The sequence below is a fragment of the Streptomyces sp. NPDC101776 genome (assembly GCF_044766845.1).
Lineage (GTDB): Bacteria > Actinomycetota > Actinomycetes > Streptomycetales > Streptomycetaceae > Streptomyces.
Genome location: NZ_JBIWMV010000001.1, coordinates 601,437 through 615,584, shown reverse-complemented (window position 1 = coordinate 615,584; position 14,148 = coordinate 601,437). Strand labels below are relative to the sequence as shown.

The 14,148-nt window shown below is 72.2% G+C and carries 12 protein-coding genes; 3 read left to right on the top strand and 9 right to left on the bottom strand.

Annotation, left to right across the window (positions count from 1 at the left end; all coding sequences use genetic code 11):
• Positions 1-115 precede the first annotated feature (115 nt).
• Together ACIRRY_RS02675 and ACIRRY_RS02670 are read left to right on the top strand one after the other, a co-directional pair.
• Entirely contained in the window at positions 116-1,183 is a 1,068-nt protein-coding gene (locus ACIRRY_RS02675; RefSeq protein ID WP_403967112.1) for a sugar ABC transporter substrate-binding protein, read from the top strand.
• A 1-nt stretch (position 1,184) separates the two neighbouring features.
• Positions 1,185-2,681: a sugar ABC transporter ATP-binding protein gene (locus tag ACIRRY_RS02670; RefSeq protein WP_403967109.1), complete on the top strand. Its 1,497-nt coding sequence runs from the start codon at positions 1,185-1,187 to the stop codon at positions 2,679-2,681.
• Here the strand turns inward: ACIRRY_RS02670 and ACIRRY_RS02665 are convergent.
• From ACIRRY_RS02665 to ACIRRY_RS02640, 6 genes are all read right to left on the bottom strand, one after another.
• Positions 2,673-3,413 (bottom strand): IclR family transcriptional regulator, encoded by a 741-nt coding sequence (locus ACIRRY_RS02665; RefSeq protein WP_403967106.1) that lies wholly within the window; start codon positions 3,411-3,413, stop codon positions 2,673-2,675. The genes ACIRRY_RS02670 and ACIRRY_RS02665 overlap by 9 nt on opposite strands.
• An 80-nt stretch (positions 3,414-3,493) precedes the next feature.
• Entirely contained in the window at positions 3,494-5,125 is a 1,632-nt protein-coding gene (locus tag ACIRRY_RS02660) for a thiamine pyrophosphate-binding protein (RefSeq protein ID WP_403967103.1), read from the bottom strand.
• A gap of 98 nt (positions 5,126-5,223) precedes the next feature.
• Positions 5,224-7,416 carry a 3-hydroxyacyl-CoA dehydrogenase NAD-binding domain-containing protein gene (locus ACIRRY_RS02655; protein ID WP_403967100.1) on the bottom strand — a complete coding sequence of 731 codons (2,193 nt, stop codon included), beginning with the start codon at positions 7,414-7,416 and terminating at the stop codon, positions 5,224-5,226.
• Positions 7,417-7,456: 40 nt separating this feature from the next.
• Positions 7,457-8,671, bottom strand: a complete 1,215-nt coding sequence (locus ACIRRY_RS02650; protein ID WP_403967098.1) for an acetyl-CoA C-acetyltransferase — start codon at positions 8,669-8,671, stop codon at positions 7,457-7,459.
• A gap of 24 nt (positions 8,672-8,695) precedes the next feature.
• Positions 8,696-9,865, bottom strand: coding sequence for a CaiB/BaiF CoA transferase family protein (locus ACIRRY_RS02645; protein ID WP_403967095.1), 1,170 nt, complete (start codon positions 9,863-9,865; stop codon positions 8,696-8,698).
• A gap of 115 nt (positions 9,866-9,980) precedes the next feature.
• Positions 9,981-10,370, bottom strand: a complete 390-nt coding sequence (locus ACIRRY_RS02640; RefSeq protein WP_403967092.1) for an MmcQ/YjbR family DNA-binding protein — start codon at positions 10,368-10,370, stop codon at positions 9,981-9,983.
• Positions 10,371-10,461: 91 nt separating this feature from the next.
• On the opposite strand from ACIRRY_RS02640, the gene ACIRRY_RS02635 reads away from it, so the two are divergent.
• Positions 10,462-11,640, top strand: a complete 1,179-nt coding sequence (locus ACIRRY_RS02635; RefSeq protein WP_403967089.1) for a saccharopine dehydrogenase family protein — start codon at positions 10,462-10,464, stop codon at positions 11,638-11,640.
• Between the two features lie 219 nt (positions 11,641-11,859).
• Here ACIRRY_RS02635 and mmpA read toward each other — a convergent pair whose 3' ends face one another.
• The 3 genes from mmpA to ACIRRY_RS02620 all read right to left on the bottom strand — a co-directional run bounded on the left by mmpA (position 11,860) and on the right by ACIRRY_RS02620 (position 13,982).
• Complete coding sequence (mmpA, locus tag ACIRRY_RS02630; protein WP_200690033.1) at positions 11,860-11,997, bottom strand: morphogenic membrane protein MmpA; 138 nt, start codon at positions 11,995-11,997, stop codon at positions 11,860-11,862.
• A gap of 87 nt (positions 11,998-12,084) precedes the next feature.
• Positions 12,085-12,774, bottom strand: coding sequence for an endonuclease V (locus ACIRRY_RS02625; protein WP_403967085.1), 690 nt, complete (start codon positions 12,772-12,774; stop codon positions 12,085-12,087).
• A 113-nt stretch (positions 12,775-12,887) separates the two neighbouring features.
• Positions 12,888-13,982, bottom strand: a complete 1,095-nt coding sequence (locus tag ACIRRY_RS02620; protein ID WP_403967082.1) for a WD40/YVTN/BNR-like repeat-containing protein — start codon at positions 13,980-13,982, stop codon at positions 12,888-12,890.
• Between the last annotated feature and the right edge of the window lie 166 nt (positions 13,983-14,148).

The following is a 14,148-nucleotide window of genomic DNA, read 5'->3' as shown; positions in this document are numbered from 1 at the left end:
CAAGTCCTCCTGGCCCAAGCCTCGCCGGCCCAAGCCCCGCTGTGGTTCAAGCCTCTCCGCGATCCGAGTCCCCCGCGATCAAGTCCCCTTGTGGTCCAGCCTTTTGGAGGCCGTGATGCACTCCCGTTCGCGTACCTGGTCCGCGGCGCTCGGCGCCCTGGTCCTGCTGGCCACCGCAGGCTGCGGCAGCGGCGGCGGCTCCGGTGGCAGTGGCGGCAGACTGAAGATGGGGATCTCGGTCGCCAACATCTCCCTCAACTTCGCCCACGAGATGGTGCTGGGCGCGCGGAGCGCCGCGAGCCACGCGGGCAAGGTCGACTTCAAGGCCGTAGGACCGCCGAACACGGACGGGCCCGCCGAGGTGCAGTTGTTCCAGAACCTCACCGCGATCGCCAAGGACGGCATCGTCCTGGAGAACCTGGACCCGCCGATCTTCACCCGGCCCGCCGCGCGCGCCGTCGACCAGGGCATCCCGATCGTCGCCCTGGACACCTCCCCCACCGACGGCAGCAAGGTGAACTTCTATGTGGGGAACGACAATTACGCGCTCGGGGAGCTGATGGCGAAGGAGGCGCTGAAGCGCCTCGGCAGCAGCCCGAAGGGGCAGATCGTGATCGGTGTGCCCAACCCGGGGACGCCGGTGCTCGACAACCGCGCGAAGGGCATCTCCGACACGTTCAAGAAGGAGGCGCCCGGCGTCAAGGTCCTCGGTCCCTTCCAGACGTACAGCGACCCGGGCCAGAACTACAGCGCCTGGTCCGCGCAGGTCAACGCACACCCGGACGCGCTCGCCTTCCTCGGCGTCGGCGACGCGGACAGCTACAACCTCGCCAAGATCAAGAAGGCGGAGAGCGGCACATGGCTGACGGCCGGTTTCGACGTCGACCCGAAGACGCTGGACGCGGTGAAGGACGGCTCGAACTTCGTCACCATCGACCCGCAGCACTTCCTGAAGGGCTATCTGTCCACGGCGATGCTGATCGAGGCCGTGCGCGACAAGAAGGGCAAGCTGCCGGACGGTTGGTTCCTGTCGCCCGGCGGGGTCGTCGACTCGTCGAACATCGACGAGATCATCGCCCGGCAGAAGTCGGCGAAGGCCGCCTACGACTGGTACAAGCCGACGATCGACAAGCTGCTCGGCGACCAGAGCGCCGGCCTGAAGCCGTTGAAGGACGCGCGCTGACATGGCCCACGGTGACATCCTCGTGGCGGAGGAGCTGGTCAAGTCCTATGGCGGCGTACGGGCGTTGGACGGCTCGTCGATCCGGCTGAGCGGTGGTGAGGTGCACGCCCTGGTCGGTGAGAACGGCGCCGGGAAGTCGACGCTCGTGCGCATCCTCTCGGGGACGCTGGGCGCGGACGGCGGGACGGTGCGGTCGGCGAAGGACGCCCGGATCGCCGTCGTCTCCCAGGAGTTGAGCCTCTTCCCCGACCTCACCGTCCGCGAGAACCTCTTCCCGCTCCACCCGCCCCTGCGCATGGGCCTGTTGGACCGGTCCGCCATGGACCGGGCGGCCCGCCCGGTCCTCGCCGAACTCGGCCTGGACGTGGACCCGCGCACGGAGCTGGGCGAACTCCCGCTCGCGGACCAGCAGTTGACGGAGATCGCCCGGGCGCTGCTACGACGCCCCCGCCTGCTGATCCTCGACGAACCCACCTCCGCGCTCCCGGCCGCCGCCGTCGACCGCCTCGAACGCGTCCTGCGCACGCTGACCGACCGGGGCATCGCCGTCCTGTACGTCACCCACTTCCTGGACGAGGTGATGCGCTTCGCGCAGCGCGTGACGGTGCTGCGGGACGGGCGGGTCGCGCTGGCCGGCGCGGAACGGTCCGAGGTCGGCGTGCCGGAGCTGGTGTCGGCGATGCTGGGCGGCCGGCCGGAGCAACCGCCGCGCCGGGCAAGGATGTCGGCCGACGACCGCCCGCCGCCCGTGGTGCTGTCCCAGGTCGCCGTGGACGGACGACTGACCGATGTGACCTTCACCGTGCGGGCGGGTGAGGTGGTCGGGGTCGCGGGGCTGCAAGGGGCGGGCCATCTCGACGCGTTGGGGGTGGTGTGCGGGCGTACGGCGGTCTCCGGGGGCCGGGTGGACGTCGGTGGCCGGGGTCTGCCGCGCTCGTTGCGGGACGCCGTGCGCGCGGGCGTCGCCTTCGTGCCGAGCGACCGTAAACGGTACGGGCTGATGGTGGACCGGACGGTGTGGGAGAACACCACAGCCGTCAGCTGGCTCGCGCTCGGCCGGGGCGGGATCGTCCCCGCCCGCTCCGAACTCGTCCGCCGCACGGCCGAGTTGACCGAGCGGCTGCGGCTGCGCGGCGGGCCGTACGACCTGGTGGCCCGGTTGTCCGGCGGCAACCAGCAGAAGGTCGTCTTCGCCAAGTGGCTCGCGACCGACCCGAAGATCGTCGTCCTGGACGATCCGACCCGGGGCGTCGACGTCGGCGTACGCGCCGAAATGCACCGTATCGTCGGCGAGTTGGCGGCGGGCGGCGCGGCCGTCCTGATCGCCTCGACCGACCTCGCGGAGCTGACGGAGGTGTGCGACCGGGTGCTGGTGTTCGTGCGCGGACGGGTCACCGAGGAGGTGCGCGGGGAGCGGTTGACCGAGCATGGACTGGCGGTGGCGATGCAGCGGCCGGAGGTGACTTCGTCGGAGGCGGAGGTGCCGGCGTCAGACTGACAGGCTCCGCGTGATCGCCCGTGCCGCTGCGCACAGTCGTGCCCCGATGCGGTCCACGTCCAGGTGGCGGGTGCCGCCGGTGACCGAGATCGCGGCGATCGGGCGGGAGCCGCGGTCGTGGGCGTAGACGGGGGCCGCGACCGCCGAGATGCCGATCTCGGCCTCCTCCAGGTTGACGCCGTAGCCACGGGCCCGGGTGAGGGCGAGGTCGCGGGCGAGCTGGCCGGGGAGGACCATGGTGCGCGGGGTGAGGCGGGGCAGGGTGCGGTGCGGTGGGCGGGGGTCCTGGGCGAGGAAGACCTTGCCGGTGGCGGTGCAGTGGGCGGGCAGCCGGCCGCCGGTGCGGGAGACGATCGGGGTGGCGCGGCGGCCGGTGATCTTCTCCAGGAAGAGGGTGTCGGTGCCGTCCGGGACGGCCAGGTGCACGTTCTCGTGGGTCGCCTCGTGCAGATCGCCCAGGTAGGGCAGTGCCACGTCGCGCAACTCCCGTACGGACGGGGAGGATTGCCCGATGACGAAGAGGGCGAGCCCGATGCGGTAGCTGCCTTCGGGTGTGCGGTCCACCAGGCCGAGCCGGACCAGTTCGCCGATCAACCGGTGTGCGGTCGGTTTGGGGAGCCCGGTGCGCAGGGCCAGTTCGGCGAGGGAGAGCGCTGTCTCGGCGTCGCCGCAGGCGCGGAGCAGCAACACCCCGCGTGCGAGTACCGACTTCGGAAGCGGCCCGTCCGTCATGGACCGATGGTGGTCGCTTCCGCGCACGGGTGACAAGGCGTGCGTCACGGTGAGTCGCGACCGCAATCGAAGCGGTATCTCTACGGGGTCCGCAGCGGTACGTCGACGAGCATCGGGCGGGTCAACTCACCGACCCCGGCGACCAGTTCACGCAGGTGGTCCGCGCTGTCCGCCCGTACCGCGTCGACCCCGAAGAAGCGCGCGGCCCGGGTGAAGTCCAGGGCGCCCAGTTCGGTGCCGGGGCAACTGCCCTGGCCGCCCATCGCCTTGTAGGTGTCCTGGAGGGTGCGGTAGCCGCCGTTGCCCATCACCACGAACAGCACCGGGACTTGCTGCCGGGCCGCGCTCCACAGCCCCTGGAGTCCGAAGAGCGCGCAGCCGTCCCCGAGGACCGAGACGACCGGCCGCCCGGGCTCGGCGAGCGAGCGGCCGACGGCGGCGCCGATGCCCCAGCCGAGGCCGCCACCGACGGTGTGGGTGTAGCTGCCGGGCCGGTCGAGCCGTAACAGCCGACGGAGCAACAGGCCGACGGTGATGGCCTCTTCGACCACCACGGCGTCCGTCGGCAGACCGTGTGCCACCGCGTGGGCGGCGGCCCAGGGGGCGAGGGGCGCCGTCGAGTAGGCGGCGCGGGCGGCGGACTCGGCACGGGCCCGTTCGGCGGTGTGCCGTTCGCCCGCGCGCAGGACGCGGGCCTTCGCGATGTGGTCCGGGACCTGCTCGCGCAGCAGCTCGGCCAGCCGGTGCAGCGAGGGCGCGAGCGCGCCCACCAGCCCCGCGTCGGCGGGGAAGTTACGGCCGATCTCGTCGGCGTCCGAGTCGAGTTGGACGACGGTGATGCCGGGCGGCAGGGCGGGCCCGGGGCTGTAGTGGTGGGGCGTGAAGGCGTGGGCGCCGACGATCAGGACGGCGTCGTACGGCGCGAGGGCGGCCCGGATCGCGTCGTGGCGGGGTGGCAGCATCCCGGCGTAAAGCGGGTGTGTGCCAGGGAAGTTGAGGCAGTCCGCCATCGGCTGGTGGTGGACGGTCGCCCCACAGGCCTCGGCCGTACGGACGAGCGCGGCCACCGCGTCCTCGCGGCCCACTCCGTCCCCGGCGACGATCGCGGGGCGGGCGGCGCCGCCGAGCAGCACGGCGGCCCGGTCGAGTCCGGCGGCGGGACCCGGCAGGGGCGGCGCGGTGCGGGCGGGGACCTCGACCTCGGTGTCCTCGGCGAGCAGGTCCATGGGCAGGGACAGGAACACCGGCCCGGCGGGCGGCAGTTGGGCCTGGGCGAAGGCGCGGCGCAGGGCGAGGGGCAGGTCGCGGGCGTGCTGGATGTCGTACGTCGCCTTCACCGCGGGCCGTGCGAGGCCGAGGAGGTCGCCGGAGAGCATCGGGTCCTGCTGGAGGTGGCGGCGGTCCTGCTGGCCTGCCGTGACGACCAGCGGGGTGCGCGAACGGCGGGCGTTGAGCAGGCCGATGAGGCCGTTGGCGAGTCCGGCGGCGATGTGCAGGCTGACGAACGCGGGGCGGCCGGTGCCGCGCGCGTAACCGTCGGCCATGGAGACGACGGCGCCCTCGTGGACGCCGAGGACGTACTCGGGGGCGTCCTCCGTCTCCGACAGGGCGGCGAGGAGAGGGAGTTCGGTGGTGCCCGGGTTGCCGAAGATCCGGTCCACGCCCTCGCCGCGCAGGATGTCGAGGAAGGCGAGGGCGGGACGGTGACCCATGGGGGCTCCTCGGGGGACGGGACCGCTGACCGGTTCGCCGGTCAGCGTCGGGGTCCCGTCCCCACGAGGGCAAGCTCAGCGTGTCGCTCAGCGACACGTCAGCGCGCGTCGCTGAACCGCTCCCCCTTCTCGGCCTTCTCCACGAGCAGCGCGGGCGGCGTGAACCGCTCCCCGTATCGCTCGGCGAGCACACGCGCGCGTGCCACGAAGCCGGGCAGACTGCCCTCGTAGCCGTTGATGTACTGGAGGACACCGCCGGTCCAACCGGGGAAGCCAATACCGAAGATGGACCCGATGTTGGCGTCCGCGACGGACGTCAGGACGCCCTCCTCAAGGAGCTTGACCGTGTCGAGCGCCTCGGAGAACAGCATGCGTTCCTGCATGTCTTTGAAAGGCACCGTCTCGAAGGGGATCTCGGCGCCCTCCCGCGTGAAGTGCTCGCGCAGGCCCGGCCAGAGCCCGGCGCGCTTGCCGTCGTCGCCGTAGTCGTAGAAGCCCGCGCCGCCGTTGCGGCCGGTGCGGCCGAACTCGTCGACCATGCGGTCGATGACGGCCTCGGCGGGGTGGCCGGGCCAGGTGCCGCCCGCTTCCTCGACGGCCCGCTTGGACTCGTTGCGGATCTTGCGCGGGAGGGTGAGCGTCAACTCGTCCATGAGGGAGAGGACCTTGGCCGGGTAGCCGGCCTGTGCGGCGGCCTGCTCGATGGACGCGGGCTCGATGCCCTCGCCGACCATCGCGACACCCTCGTTGATGAACTGGCCGATCACCCGTGAAGTGAAGAAGCCGCGCGAGTCGTTGACGACGATCGGTGTCTTCTTGATCTGCCGGACCAGGTCGAAGGCGCGCGCGAGAGCCTCTTCGCCGGTGCGCTCGCCCTTGATGATCTCGACGAGGGGCATCTTGTCGACCGGTGAGAAGAAGTGCAGCCCGATGAAGTCGACTTGACGCTCCACGCCTTCGGCGAGGGCGGTGATCGGGAGCGTGGACGTGTTGGAACAGAGCAGCGCGTCGGGCTCGACGATGTGCTGGATCTCCTGGAACACCTTGTGCTTGAGCGAGGTGTCCTCGAAGACGGCCTCGACCACCGCGTCGCAGCCCGCGAGTTGCTGCGGGTCGGCGGTGGGAGTGATGCGGGCGAGCAGCGCGTCCGCCTTCTCCTGCGTCGTACGACCGCGCGAGACGGCCTTGGCGCAGACCTTCTCGGAGTAGGCCTTGCCCTTGGCCGCCGCCTCCGGAGTCACGTCCTTCAGGACGACGTCGATGCCCGCGCGTGCGCACGAGTAGGCGATGCCGGCGCCCATCATCCCGGCACCGAGGACGGCGACCTTGCGGACCGGGCGGGACGCGATGCCCTGGGGGCGGTTGGCGCCGGAGTTGACGGCCTGGAGGTCGAAGAAGAACGCCTGGATCATGTTCTTCGAGGTCTGCCCGGCGGCCAGTTCGACGAAGTAGCGGGCCTCGATGACCTGGGCGGTCTCGAAGTCGACCTGGGCACCCTCGACGGCGGCGGCGAGGATGTTGCGCGGGGCCGGGTAGGGGGCGCCGTTGGTCTGCTTGCGCAGGCTGGCGGGGAAGGCGGGCAGGTTGGCCGCGAACTTCGGGTTGGCCGGGGTGCCGCCCGGGATGCGGTAGCCGGGCTTGTCCCAGGGCTGCTGCGACCGCGGGTTGGCGTCGATGAAGGCGCGGGCCTTGGCGATCAACTCGTCGGGCGTGGCGGCCACTTCGTGGATCAGGCCGTTGTCGAGGGCGCGCTGCGGGCTGTACTGGGTGCCCTGGAGGAGCACCTTCAGCAGGGCGTCGGCGATGCCCAACAGCCGTACCGTACGGACGACTCCGCCGCCTCCGGGGAGCAGGCCGAGGGTGACCTCCGGGCAGCCGATCTTCGAGCCGGGCGCGTCGAGGGCGATGCGGTGGTGGCAGGCGAGGGCGATCTCGTAACCGCCGCCCAGGGCCGCGCCGTTGAGCGCGGCGACGACCGGCTTGCCGAGGGTCTCGATGCGGCGCAGGTTCCGCTTGATGGCGAGACCGCCGTCGAGCAGCTCCTGCGCGGTGTCCGGGGTGACACGGATCAGGTCGCGCAGGTCGCCGCCCGCGAAGAAGGTCTTCTTGGCGGAGGTGACGATGATGCCGCGGATGGACTCCTGCTCGGCTTCGAGGCGGTCGGTGATCGCGGCGAGGGAGTCGCGGAAGGCCGCGTTCATGGTGTTCGCGGACTGGTTGGGGTCGTCGAGGACGAGGGTGACGACGCCGGTGTCGTCCTGTTCCCAGCGGATGGTGGTGCTCTCGGTCATGAGGGGTTCTCCGTAGAAGTCTCTGCTGCCGCTGGGGAGTTCAGACGCGCTCGACGATGGTGGCGATGCCCATGCCGCCGCCGACGCACAGGGTGGCGAGGCCGTAGCGCTTGTCCTGGCGCTCCAGTTCGTCGACGAGCGTGCCGAGGATGATCGCGCCGGTGGCGCCGAGCGGGTGGCCGAGCGCGATGGCGCCGCCGTTGACGTTGACCTTGTCCAGGGACAGGTCCATGTCCCGCACGAAGCGCAGGACGACCGCCGCGAAGGCCTCGTTGATCTCGACGAGGTCGATGTCGTCGATGGTCAGCCCGGCCTTGGCGAGGGCCTTGCGGGTGGCCGGGGCGGGCCCGGTGAGCATGATGGTCGGCTCGGAGCCGGAGACGGCGGCGGAGACGATCCGCGCGCGCGGGGTGAGGCCGTAGCGCTCGCCGACCTCCTCCGAGCCGATGGCGACGAGGGAGGCGCCGTCGACGATGCCGGAGGAGTTGCCCGCGTGGTGGACGTGGTCGATCTTCTCGACCCAGTGGTACTTCTGCAGGGCCACGGCGTCGAAGCCGCCGAGTTCGCCGATGTCCGCGAAGGACGGCTTGAGCCGGGCCAGGGAGTCGGCGGTGGTGCCCGGGCGCAGGTGCTCGTCGTGGTCGAGGACGACCAGGCCGCTGCGGTCCTTCACCGGCACCACGGACCGCTCGAAGCGGCCCTCCTTCCAGGCGGTGGCCGCCCGCTCCTGCGAGAGCGCCGCGTACTCGTCCACGTCGCGCCGGGAGAATCCCTCGATCGTGGCGATCAGGTCGGCGCCGATGCCCTGGGGCACGAAGTTGACGGCGAGGTTCGTCATCGGGTCGTTGAACCAGGCACCGCCGTCCGAGGCCATCGGCACCCGGGACATCGACTCGACGCCACCGGCGAGGACGAGGTCCTCCCAGCCCGAACGCACCTTGGCGGCGGCCATGTTGACGGCTTCGAGACCCGAGGCACAGAAGCGGTTCTCCTGCACTCCGGCCACCGAGTCCGGGAGTCCGGCGGCCACGGCGGCGATCCGGGCGATGTCGGAGCCCTGGTCGCCGACCGGTCCGACGACGCCGAGCACGATGTCGTCGATCGCGGCCGGGTCCAGGTCCGGGAAGCGGTCACGGATCTCGTGGATGAGTCCGACGACCAGGTCGATGGGCTTCGTGCCGTGCAGGGATCCGTTCGCCTTGCCGCGCCCGCGCGGGGTGCGGATCGCGTCGTAGACATACGCTTCGGTGCTCACTGCCAAGCCTTTCGATGAGGGTGTTCAAGGACTCGCCGAGGGGTTTCCCCGCTGAGGGTCGTCGACGGCGTCGAGAAGTGCGGGGACCTCCCAGTCCCGGGCCACGTCGGGCGTGTCCGCGCCCGGCAGGGCGGGCCCGCCGCGGACCGAGGTGGGGGTCGCGGAGAACCGGGGTGCGGGGGCGGGCTGGGTGATCCCGCCGTGCTCGGTGAAGGTGCCGCGGGCGGCGAGGTGCGGATGGTGCGGGGCCTCGCGCAGCGACAGCACGGGCGCCACGCACGCGTCCGTGCCCGCGAAGACACCGGTCCATTCGTCTCTCGTACGGCTGCGGAAGCGGACCGCGACCGCCTCGCGCAGCTCGCCCCAACGCGCCCAGTCCCGGCGGGCGTCGGCGAAGTCGGCGAGGTCGAGCAGGCGCGTGAACTCGTCGTAGAACCGCGGCTCCAGGGCGCCGACCGCCATGTGCTTGCCGTCGGCGGTCTCGTAGGTGCCGTAGTACGGGCAGCCGCCGTCTAGGAGGTTGGCGGCGCGCCGGTCCTGCCAGCCGCCGGCGGAGAGCATGCCGTGGATCATCGCGGAGAGGTGGGCGGTGCCGTCGACGATGGCCGCGTCGACGACCTGCCCGATGCCCGTCACGCGCGCGTGGTGCAGCGCGGCGAGGACGCCGACGACGAGGTAGAGCGAGCCGCCCGCGTAGTCGCCGAGCAGGTTGGCGGGGGCGGGCGGGGGCTCCCCCGGGCTGCCGATCATGCCCAGGGTGCCGGTGAGCGCGATGTACGTGATGTCGTGCCCGGCGCGCTCGGCGAGGGGGCCGTCCTGGCCCCAGCCGGTCATGCGGCCGTAGACGAGCCGGGGGTTGCGGGCGTGGCAGGGCTCGGGGCCGACACCGAGGCGCTCGGTGACGCCCGGGCGGTTGCCCTCGATCAGGATGTCGGCGCGTCCGACCAGGTCGAGCACGCGCGCGGGGCCCTCGGGCGCCTTCAGATCGACGAGCACGGAGCGCTTGTTGCGGTTGGTGACGTCGTGCTCGGGGGCGATGCCGAGTCCGGGGCCGCCGGGCCGGTCGACGCGGACGACGTCGGCGCCCAGGTCGGCGAGAAGCATGGCCGCGAAGGGGCCGGGGCCGATCCCGGCCAGCTCGACCACGCGCACGCCGGAGAGCGGACCGTGCCCGGGCGTCGTCGCCGCTGTCATCCAGCCCCCAGCTATGACACAACTGATGTAACACCGATGATGTTAAGAACGCGTTCCACTCGACACAAGACCTGAGCGAGCAAGCGCTTAGTCAAAGTACCGCCGCCGGCCGCTCCTAGCCACGGCCGTCCGCGTCCAGCTCGGCTGTCAGGCGCTTCGGTGCGATCGCGCGGTAGCTCTCCTCCACCCAGTCGCACAGCAGCTCGGCGGCCGGGGCGCCCGGCTCGGCGAGCGGGACGCGCACCCAGCCGGCCTTGCCGAGGCCGTAGCCGGCCGGCTCGGCGCCGGGCGAGGTCAGCGCGTGGGCGTGAGCCGCCTCGTCCCTCAGCTTGACCGTGAGGGCGAGCGGGTAACTGCCGTCGTCGACGCCGAGGAAGACGAACACCTTCTTGTTGACCTTGGCGACCGACTCGCCCCAAGGGAACTCTTCGACGGCACCCGGCAGCCCGAGGGCGAACTCGCGTACTTTCACCCACTTCTTGAGGGCGTTCCTGGGCACGGCCACCTGATACCTCCGGGCTCGTCGTCGGGCTCCGCACTCTTCACGCTAGCCTCAGCCACCGACAGCGGCGCGGGCTGCGGGACCCAGGAGTGTCATGAGCAGGCTGAACAGGACGGACCGTCCCTACGACATCGTGCTCTTCGGAGCCACGGGCTTCGTCGGGGTGCTCACCGCGGAGTATCTCGCCGCGCACGCGCCCGAGGGCCTGCGCTGGGCGATCGCCGGCCGGGACGAGCTGAAACTGAAGCGGCTGCGCGAACGCCTGCCCGGCGGCAGCTCGGTGGGCGTCCTGCGGGCCGACGTCTCCGACCCGTCCTCGGTGCGCGAACTCGCCGAGCACGCGCGCGTGGTGGCCACGACGGTCGGCCCCTACGTGACCTACGGCGAGGATCTCGTCGCCGCCTGCGCGGACACCGGCACCGACTATCTCGACCTCAGCGGCGAGCCGGAGTTCGTCGACCTGACGTACGTCCGCCACGACGCACGCGCGCGTGAGACCGGCGCACGGCTGGTGCACTGCGCCGGATTCGACTCGATCCCGCACGACCTGGGGGCGTACTTCACGGTCCGGCAACTGCCGGAAGGGGTGCCCTTGACCGTGGACGGCTTCGTGACCGCCGACGCGATGTTCTCCGGCGGCACGTTCGCCACGGCGCTGACCCAACTCGGGCGCGGCAGGCAGGTGTTGGCCGCCGCCCGGGACCGGCGCCGCCATGAACCGCGGCTGGTGGGCCGCCGGGCCGGCGCACCCATGGGGGCACCTCGGTTCGCCGGGGAGATCGGCTCCTGGGCGGTGCCGCTGCCGACCATCGACCCGCAGGTCGTCCAACGGTCCGCGAAGGCCCTGGACCGCTACGGCCCGGACTTCCGCTACCGCCACTACGCGGCCGTACGGCACCTTCCCGTGGCGCTGGGCGGTGTCACGGCGATCGGCGCACTGGCCACGGCCGCCCAACTCCCGCCCGCCCGCCGCTGGTTGTCCGACCGCCTCAAGCCGGGTGACGGACCGAGCCCGGAGCGGCGCGCGAAGAGCTGGTTCTCCGTGAAGTTCGTGGGCGAGGGCGGCGGTCGCCGGGTCTTCACGGAGGTCGCGGGCGGCGACCCCGGCTACGACGAGACGGCGAAGATGTTCGCCGAGTCGGCCCTCTCCCTGGCCCTCGACGAACTCCCGCCCACAGCAGGGCAGGTGACGACGGCGGTGGCGATGGGCGACGCCCTGATCGAACGGCTCCGCGCGGCCGGAATCACGTTCCGGGTGGCGGCCAGCCGGTGAGCGGGCGGGATCTGACACTCACTCCGATGGGCTATAGTTGATCACGAGCCGCTCACCGGAACACCCGGAGTCCGGTCGCGCGTCGGTGGTCCAAGGAAAGACGCCCCGCTTCCTGCGGGGAAATGCAGGTGCAAGGCCTGCCCGGCGCTCAACTCCGAGCCCCATGCCGCTGGTTGCGGCGTGGGGCTCGTCTGTTTCGCGCACCGGATTCACCTCGCGTCACGGCCACAGCGTGTAGATCATCCCGCCGATCCAGGCGAGACCCGCCGCCACCGACAGGACGAGCGCGATCACCACGGCCCGCTCGACGGGCTGGCTCGGGTGGGCAACGGGCTTCGGGGAACGGTGCGTTGTCATGCGGAACAGCCTGCCGATCACCCGGGCGCGGCCACATCCGTACAGGTACTCAGATCAGGTACTCAGAGCCCGTCGCGCCGCCGCCGCTCAGGCGGTCGCCTCGCGCAGCGCCCGCCGGCACAGCGCGTCCGCCCTGCGGGTCGTCTCCGGGAGGCGGAACTCCGTTGTCAGCGCGAGGACTTGGGCGCAGGCGTTGTCGAGGGTGACCCGGTGACCGACGGACACGAAGACCGGCTTCACGCCCTCGCGGGTGCGCAGCGCGCGGCCGACCTCCTCGGCGTCCGCACGGAGCGGGGACGCGGAGCCGCGCGGGATGCCCGGGTCGTCGTAGGCGAAGGTGAAGGGGTTCTTGGCGACGCCGATCGTGGGCAGGCCGGTGAGGACGCCGAGGTGGCTCGCGAGGCCGAAGCGGCGGGGGTGTGCGAGGCCGTAGCCGTCGCACACGACCAGGCCGGGCGGGCAGGGCAGCGCCTCCAACGCGGCCAGCACCGTGGGGATTTCACGGAAGGCGAGCAGGCCCGGCACGTACGGGAAGGAGACGCGGCCGACGGCCGTGGCCTCGGCGACGACGGTGAGGTCCGCCGCGTCCAGCACGACGGCGGCGGCCACCACCACGTCCCGCTCGTCGTCGTAGGCGACGTCGACTCCCGTGATCTGCCCGGTCCTTGGCGGCGGTCCCGGTTCGTCGGTCACCACCAGCTCCCGCAACTCGTCCTGGACTGCGCGGGCCTGCTCCTCGGTCGCGGGCCAGCCCGCGGGAATGCGTACGGTCGTCATGGTGGTGCCGAGCGTACGGGGATCCGGGGCGGCGGCGCGGCGACGGGGGCCGGGCCCCGGCCCGGCGACTCCCCCGCCCGGCCCGAACCCGACGACACCCCCGCCCCGGCTCCTCAGTCCTCCAGCCGCGCCACGCGGCCCTTCTCCCCCGCCGCCCAGCAGCCCAGGTCGGCCGCGCAGTCCACGGTGTCGTACGAGCCGGTGTCGACCGTCTTCCAGGTGCGGCCCGCGTCGGTCGTGACGTCCGTGCCCGTGGGGCCGACCGCGAGGGCCGTGCCGCGGCTGCGCGGCAGCCAGGCGGCGCCCGAGCGGTAGGCGGGCGGCGGGGTCGTGGCGGGACGCCAGGTGCGGCCGCCGTCGCCGGTGACGGCCGCCGCCAGCGGTGAGGGCTGGTCGGCGTTGTAGTCGCCGCCGACCGCCAGGCCGTGCGTACGGTCGCGGAAGGCGAGCGCGAACACCCCGCGCGCGGGGTCACCGGCCGGGATCGGCGTGTCGGTCGCCGTCCAGGTGAGGCCCCGGTCCGCGGAGTGCAGGACACGCGCGCGTGCACCCCCGCCGGTGGCCAGCCAGACGTCCCTCGGCCCGGAACTCACCAGGCACTGGCCGCTCGCGGCGAAGCCCGCCTCGCCGTCGAGCGCGGCCGGCATCCCGGCGCTGGGCAGCACCGTCCAGGAACGGCCGCCGTCGCCGGTCGACAGAATGCGGAACTTCCCGTCCACCGGGTCGCTCATCGCGAGACCGTGCCGGCTGTCGAAGAAGGTCATGCAGTCGTAGAAGGCATGCGCGTCGGTGTTGCGGAAGGACTCCGTCCAGGTTGCTCCGGCGTCCTCGGTGCGGTACACGCGGGACGCCTCCCCCTCGCCGATCGCCAGGACCACCGCGCGCCGCGCGTCGAACGCCTCGATGTCCCGGAACTGGAGGTCGGCGGTTCCGGGCGGCGAGACGTTCCGCCAGTTCGCCCCGCCGTCGGTGGTGCGCAGCACCGTGCCCGCCGTCCCGGCCACCCACGCGGTGTTCCGGCTGACCGCCGACAGTCCCCGGAAGCGCACATCGGCGGCCCCGCTGTCCTTGAGTTCCCAGTGCGGAGCCCGGTGCGCCGTGTCCCGCGCCTGCGCCGGTACGGCGGTGAGCGCGGTCAGCGCCGCCCCGCACACCACGGCCGCCGCCATGCTCCGGTACGTACGTCCCACCCGTCGCGTCTTCCCCATGCGCCTCATGGCGGGCGAAGCTAGCCCACTCCCCGGAGACCGTCCAGATGCCCTCGCCCGCCTTGGGCGCATATGGGCGGCGGTGACAGAAGTCACTCGAAATTCGTGTGCACGGAAGGGCCTGTTCCGGCGTCTCTTCCAGTGCGGACCAATCCGATCGGGGGTC

Bases quoted from the DNA above. Each gene is read 5' to 3' on its own strand.
- ACIRRY_RS02620 (WP_403967082.1), bottom strand. From the start codon at position 13,982: ATGGGGAAGACGCGACGGGTGGGACGTACGTACCGGAGCATGGCGGCG.
- ACIRRY_RS02655 (WP_403967100.1), bottom strand. From the start codon at position 7,416: ATGACCGAGAGCACCACCATCCGCTGGGAACAGGACGACACCGGCGTC.
- ACIRRY_RS02635 (WP_403967089.1), top strand. From the start codon at position 10,462: ATGAGCAGGCTGAACAGGACGGACCGTCCCTACGACATCGTGCTCTTC.
- mmpA (WP_200690033.1), bottom strand. From the start codon at position 11,997: ATGACAACGCACCGTTCCCCGAAGCCCGTTGCCCACCCGAGCCAGCCC.
- ACIRRY_RS02660 (WP_403967103.1), bottom strand. From the start codon at position 5,125: ATGGGTCACCGTCCCGCCCTCGCCTTCCTCGACATCCTGCGCGGCGAG.
- ACIRRY_RS02625 (WP_403967085.1), bottom strand. From the start codon at position 12,774: ATGACGACCGTACGCATTCCCGCGGGCTGGCCCGCGACCGAGGAGCAG.
- ACIRRY_RS02665 (WP_403967106.1), bottom strand. From the start codon at position 3,413: ATGACGGACGGGCCGCTTCCGAAGTCGGTACTCGCACGCGGGGTGTTG.
- ACIRRY_RS02670 (WP_403967109.1), top strand. From the start codon at position 1,185: ATGGCCCACGGTGACATCCTCGTGGCGGAGGAGCTGGTCAAGTCCTAT.
- ACIRRY_RS02675 (WP_403967112.1), top strand. From the start codon at position 116: ATGCACTCCCGTTCGCGTACCTGGTCCGCGGCGCTCGGCGCCCTGGTC.
- ACIRRY_RS02645 (WP_403967095.1), bottom strand. From the start codon at position 9,865: ATGACAGCGGCGACGACGCCCGGGCACGGTCCGCTCTCCGGCGTGCGC.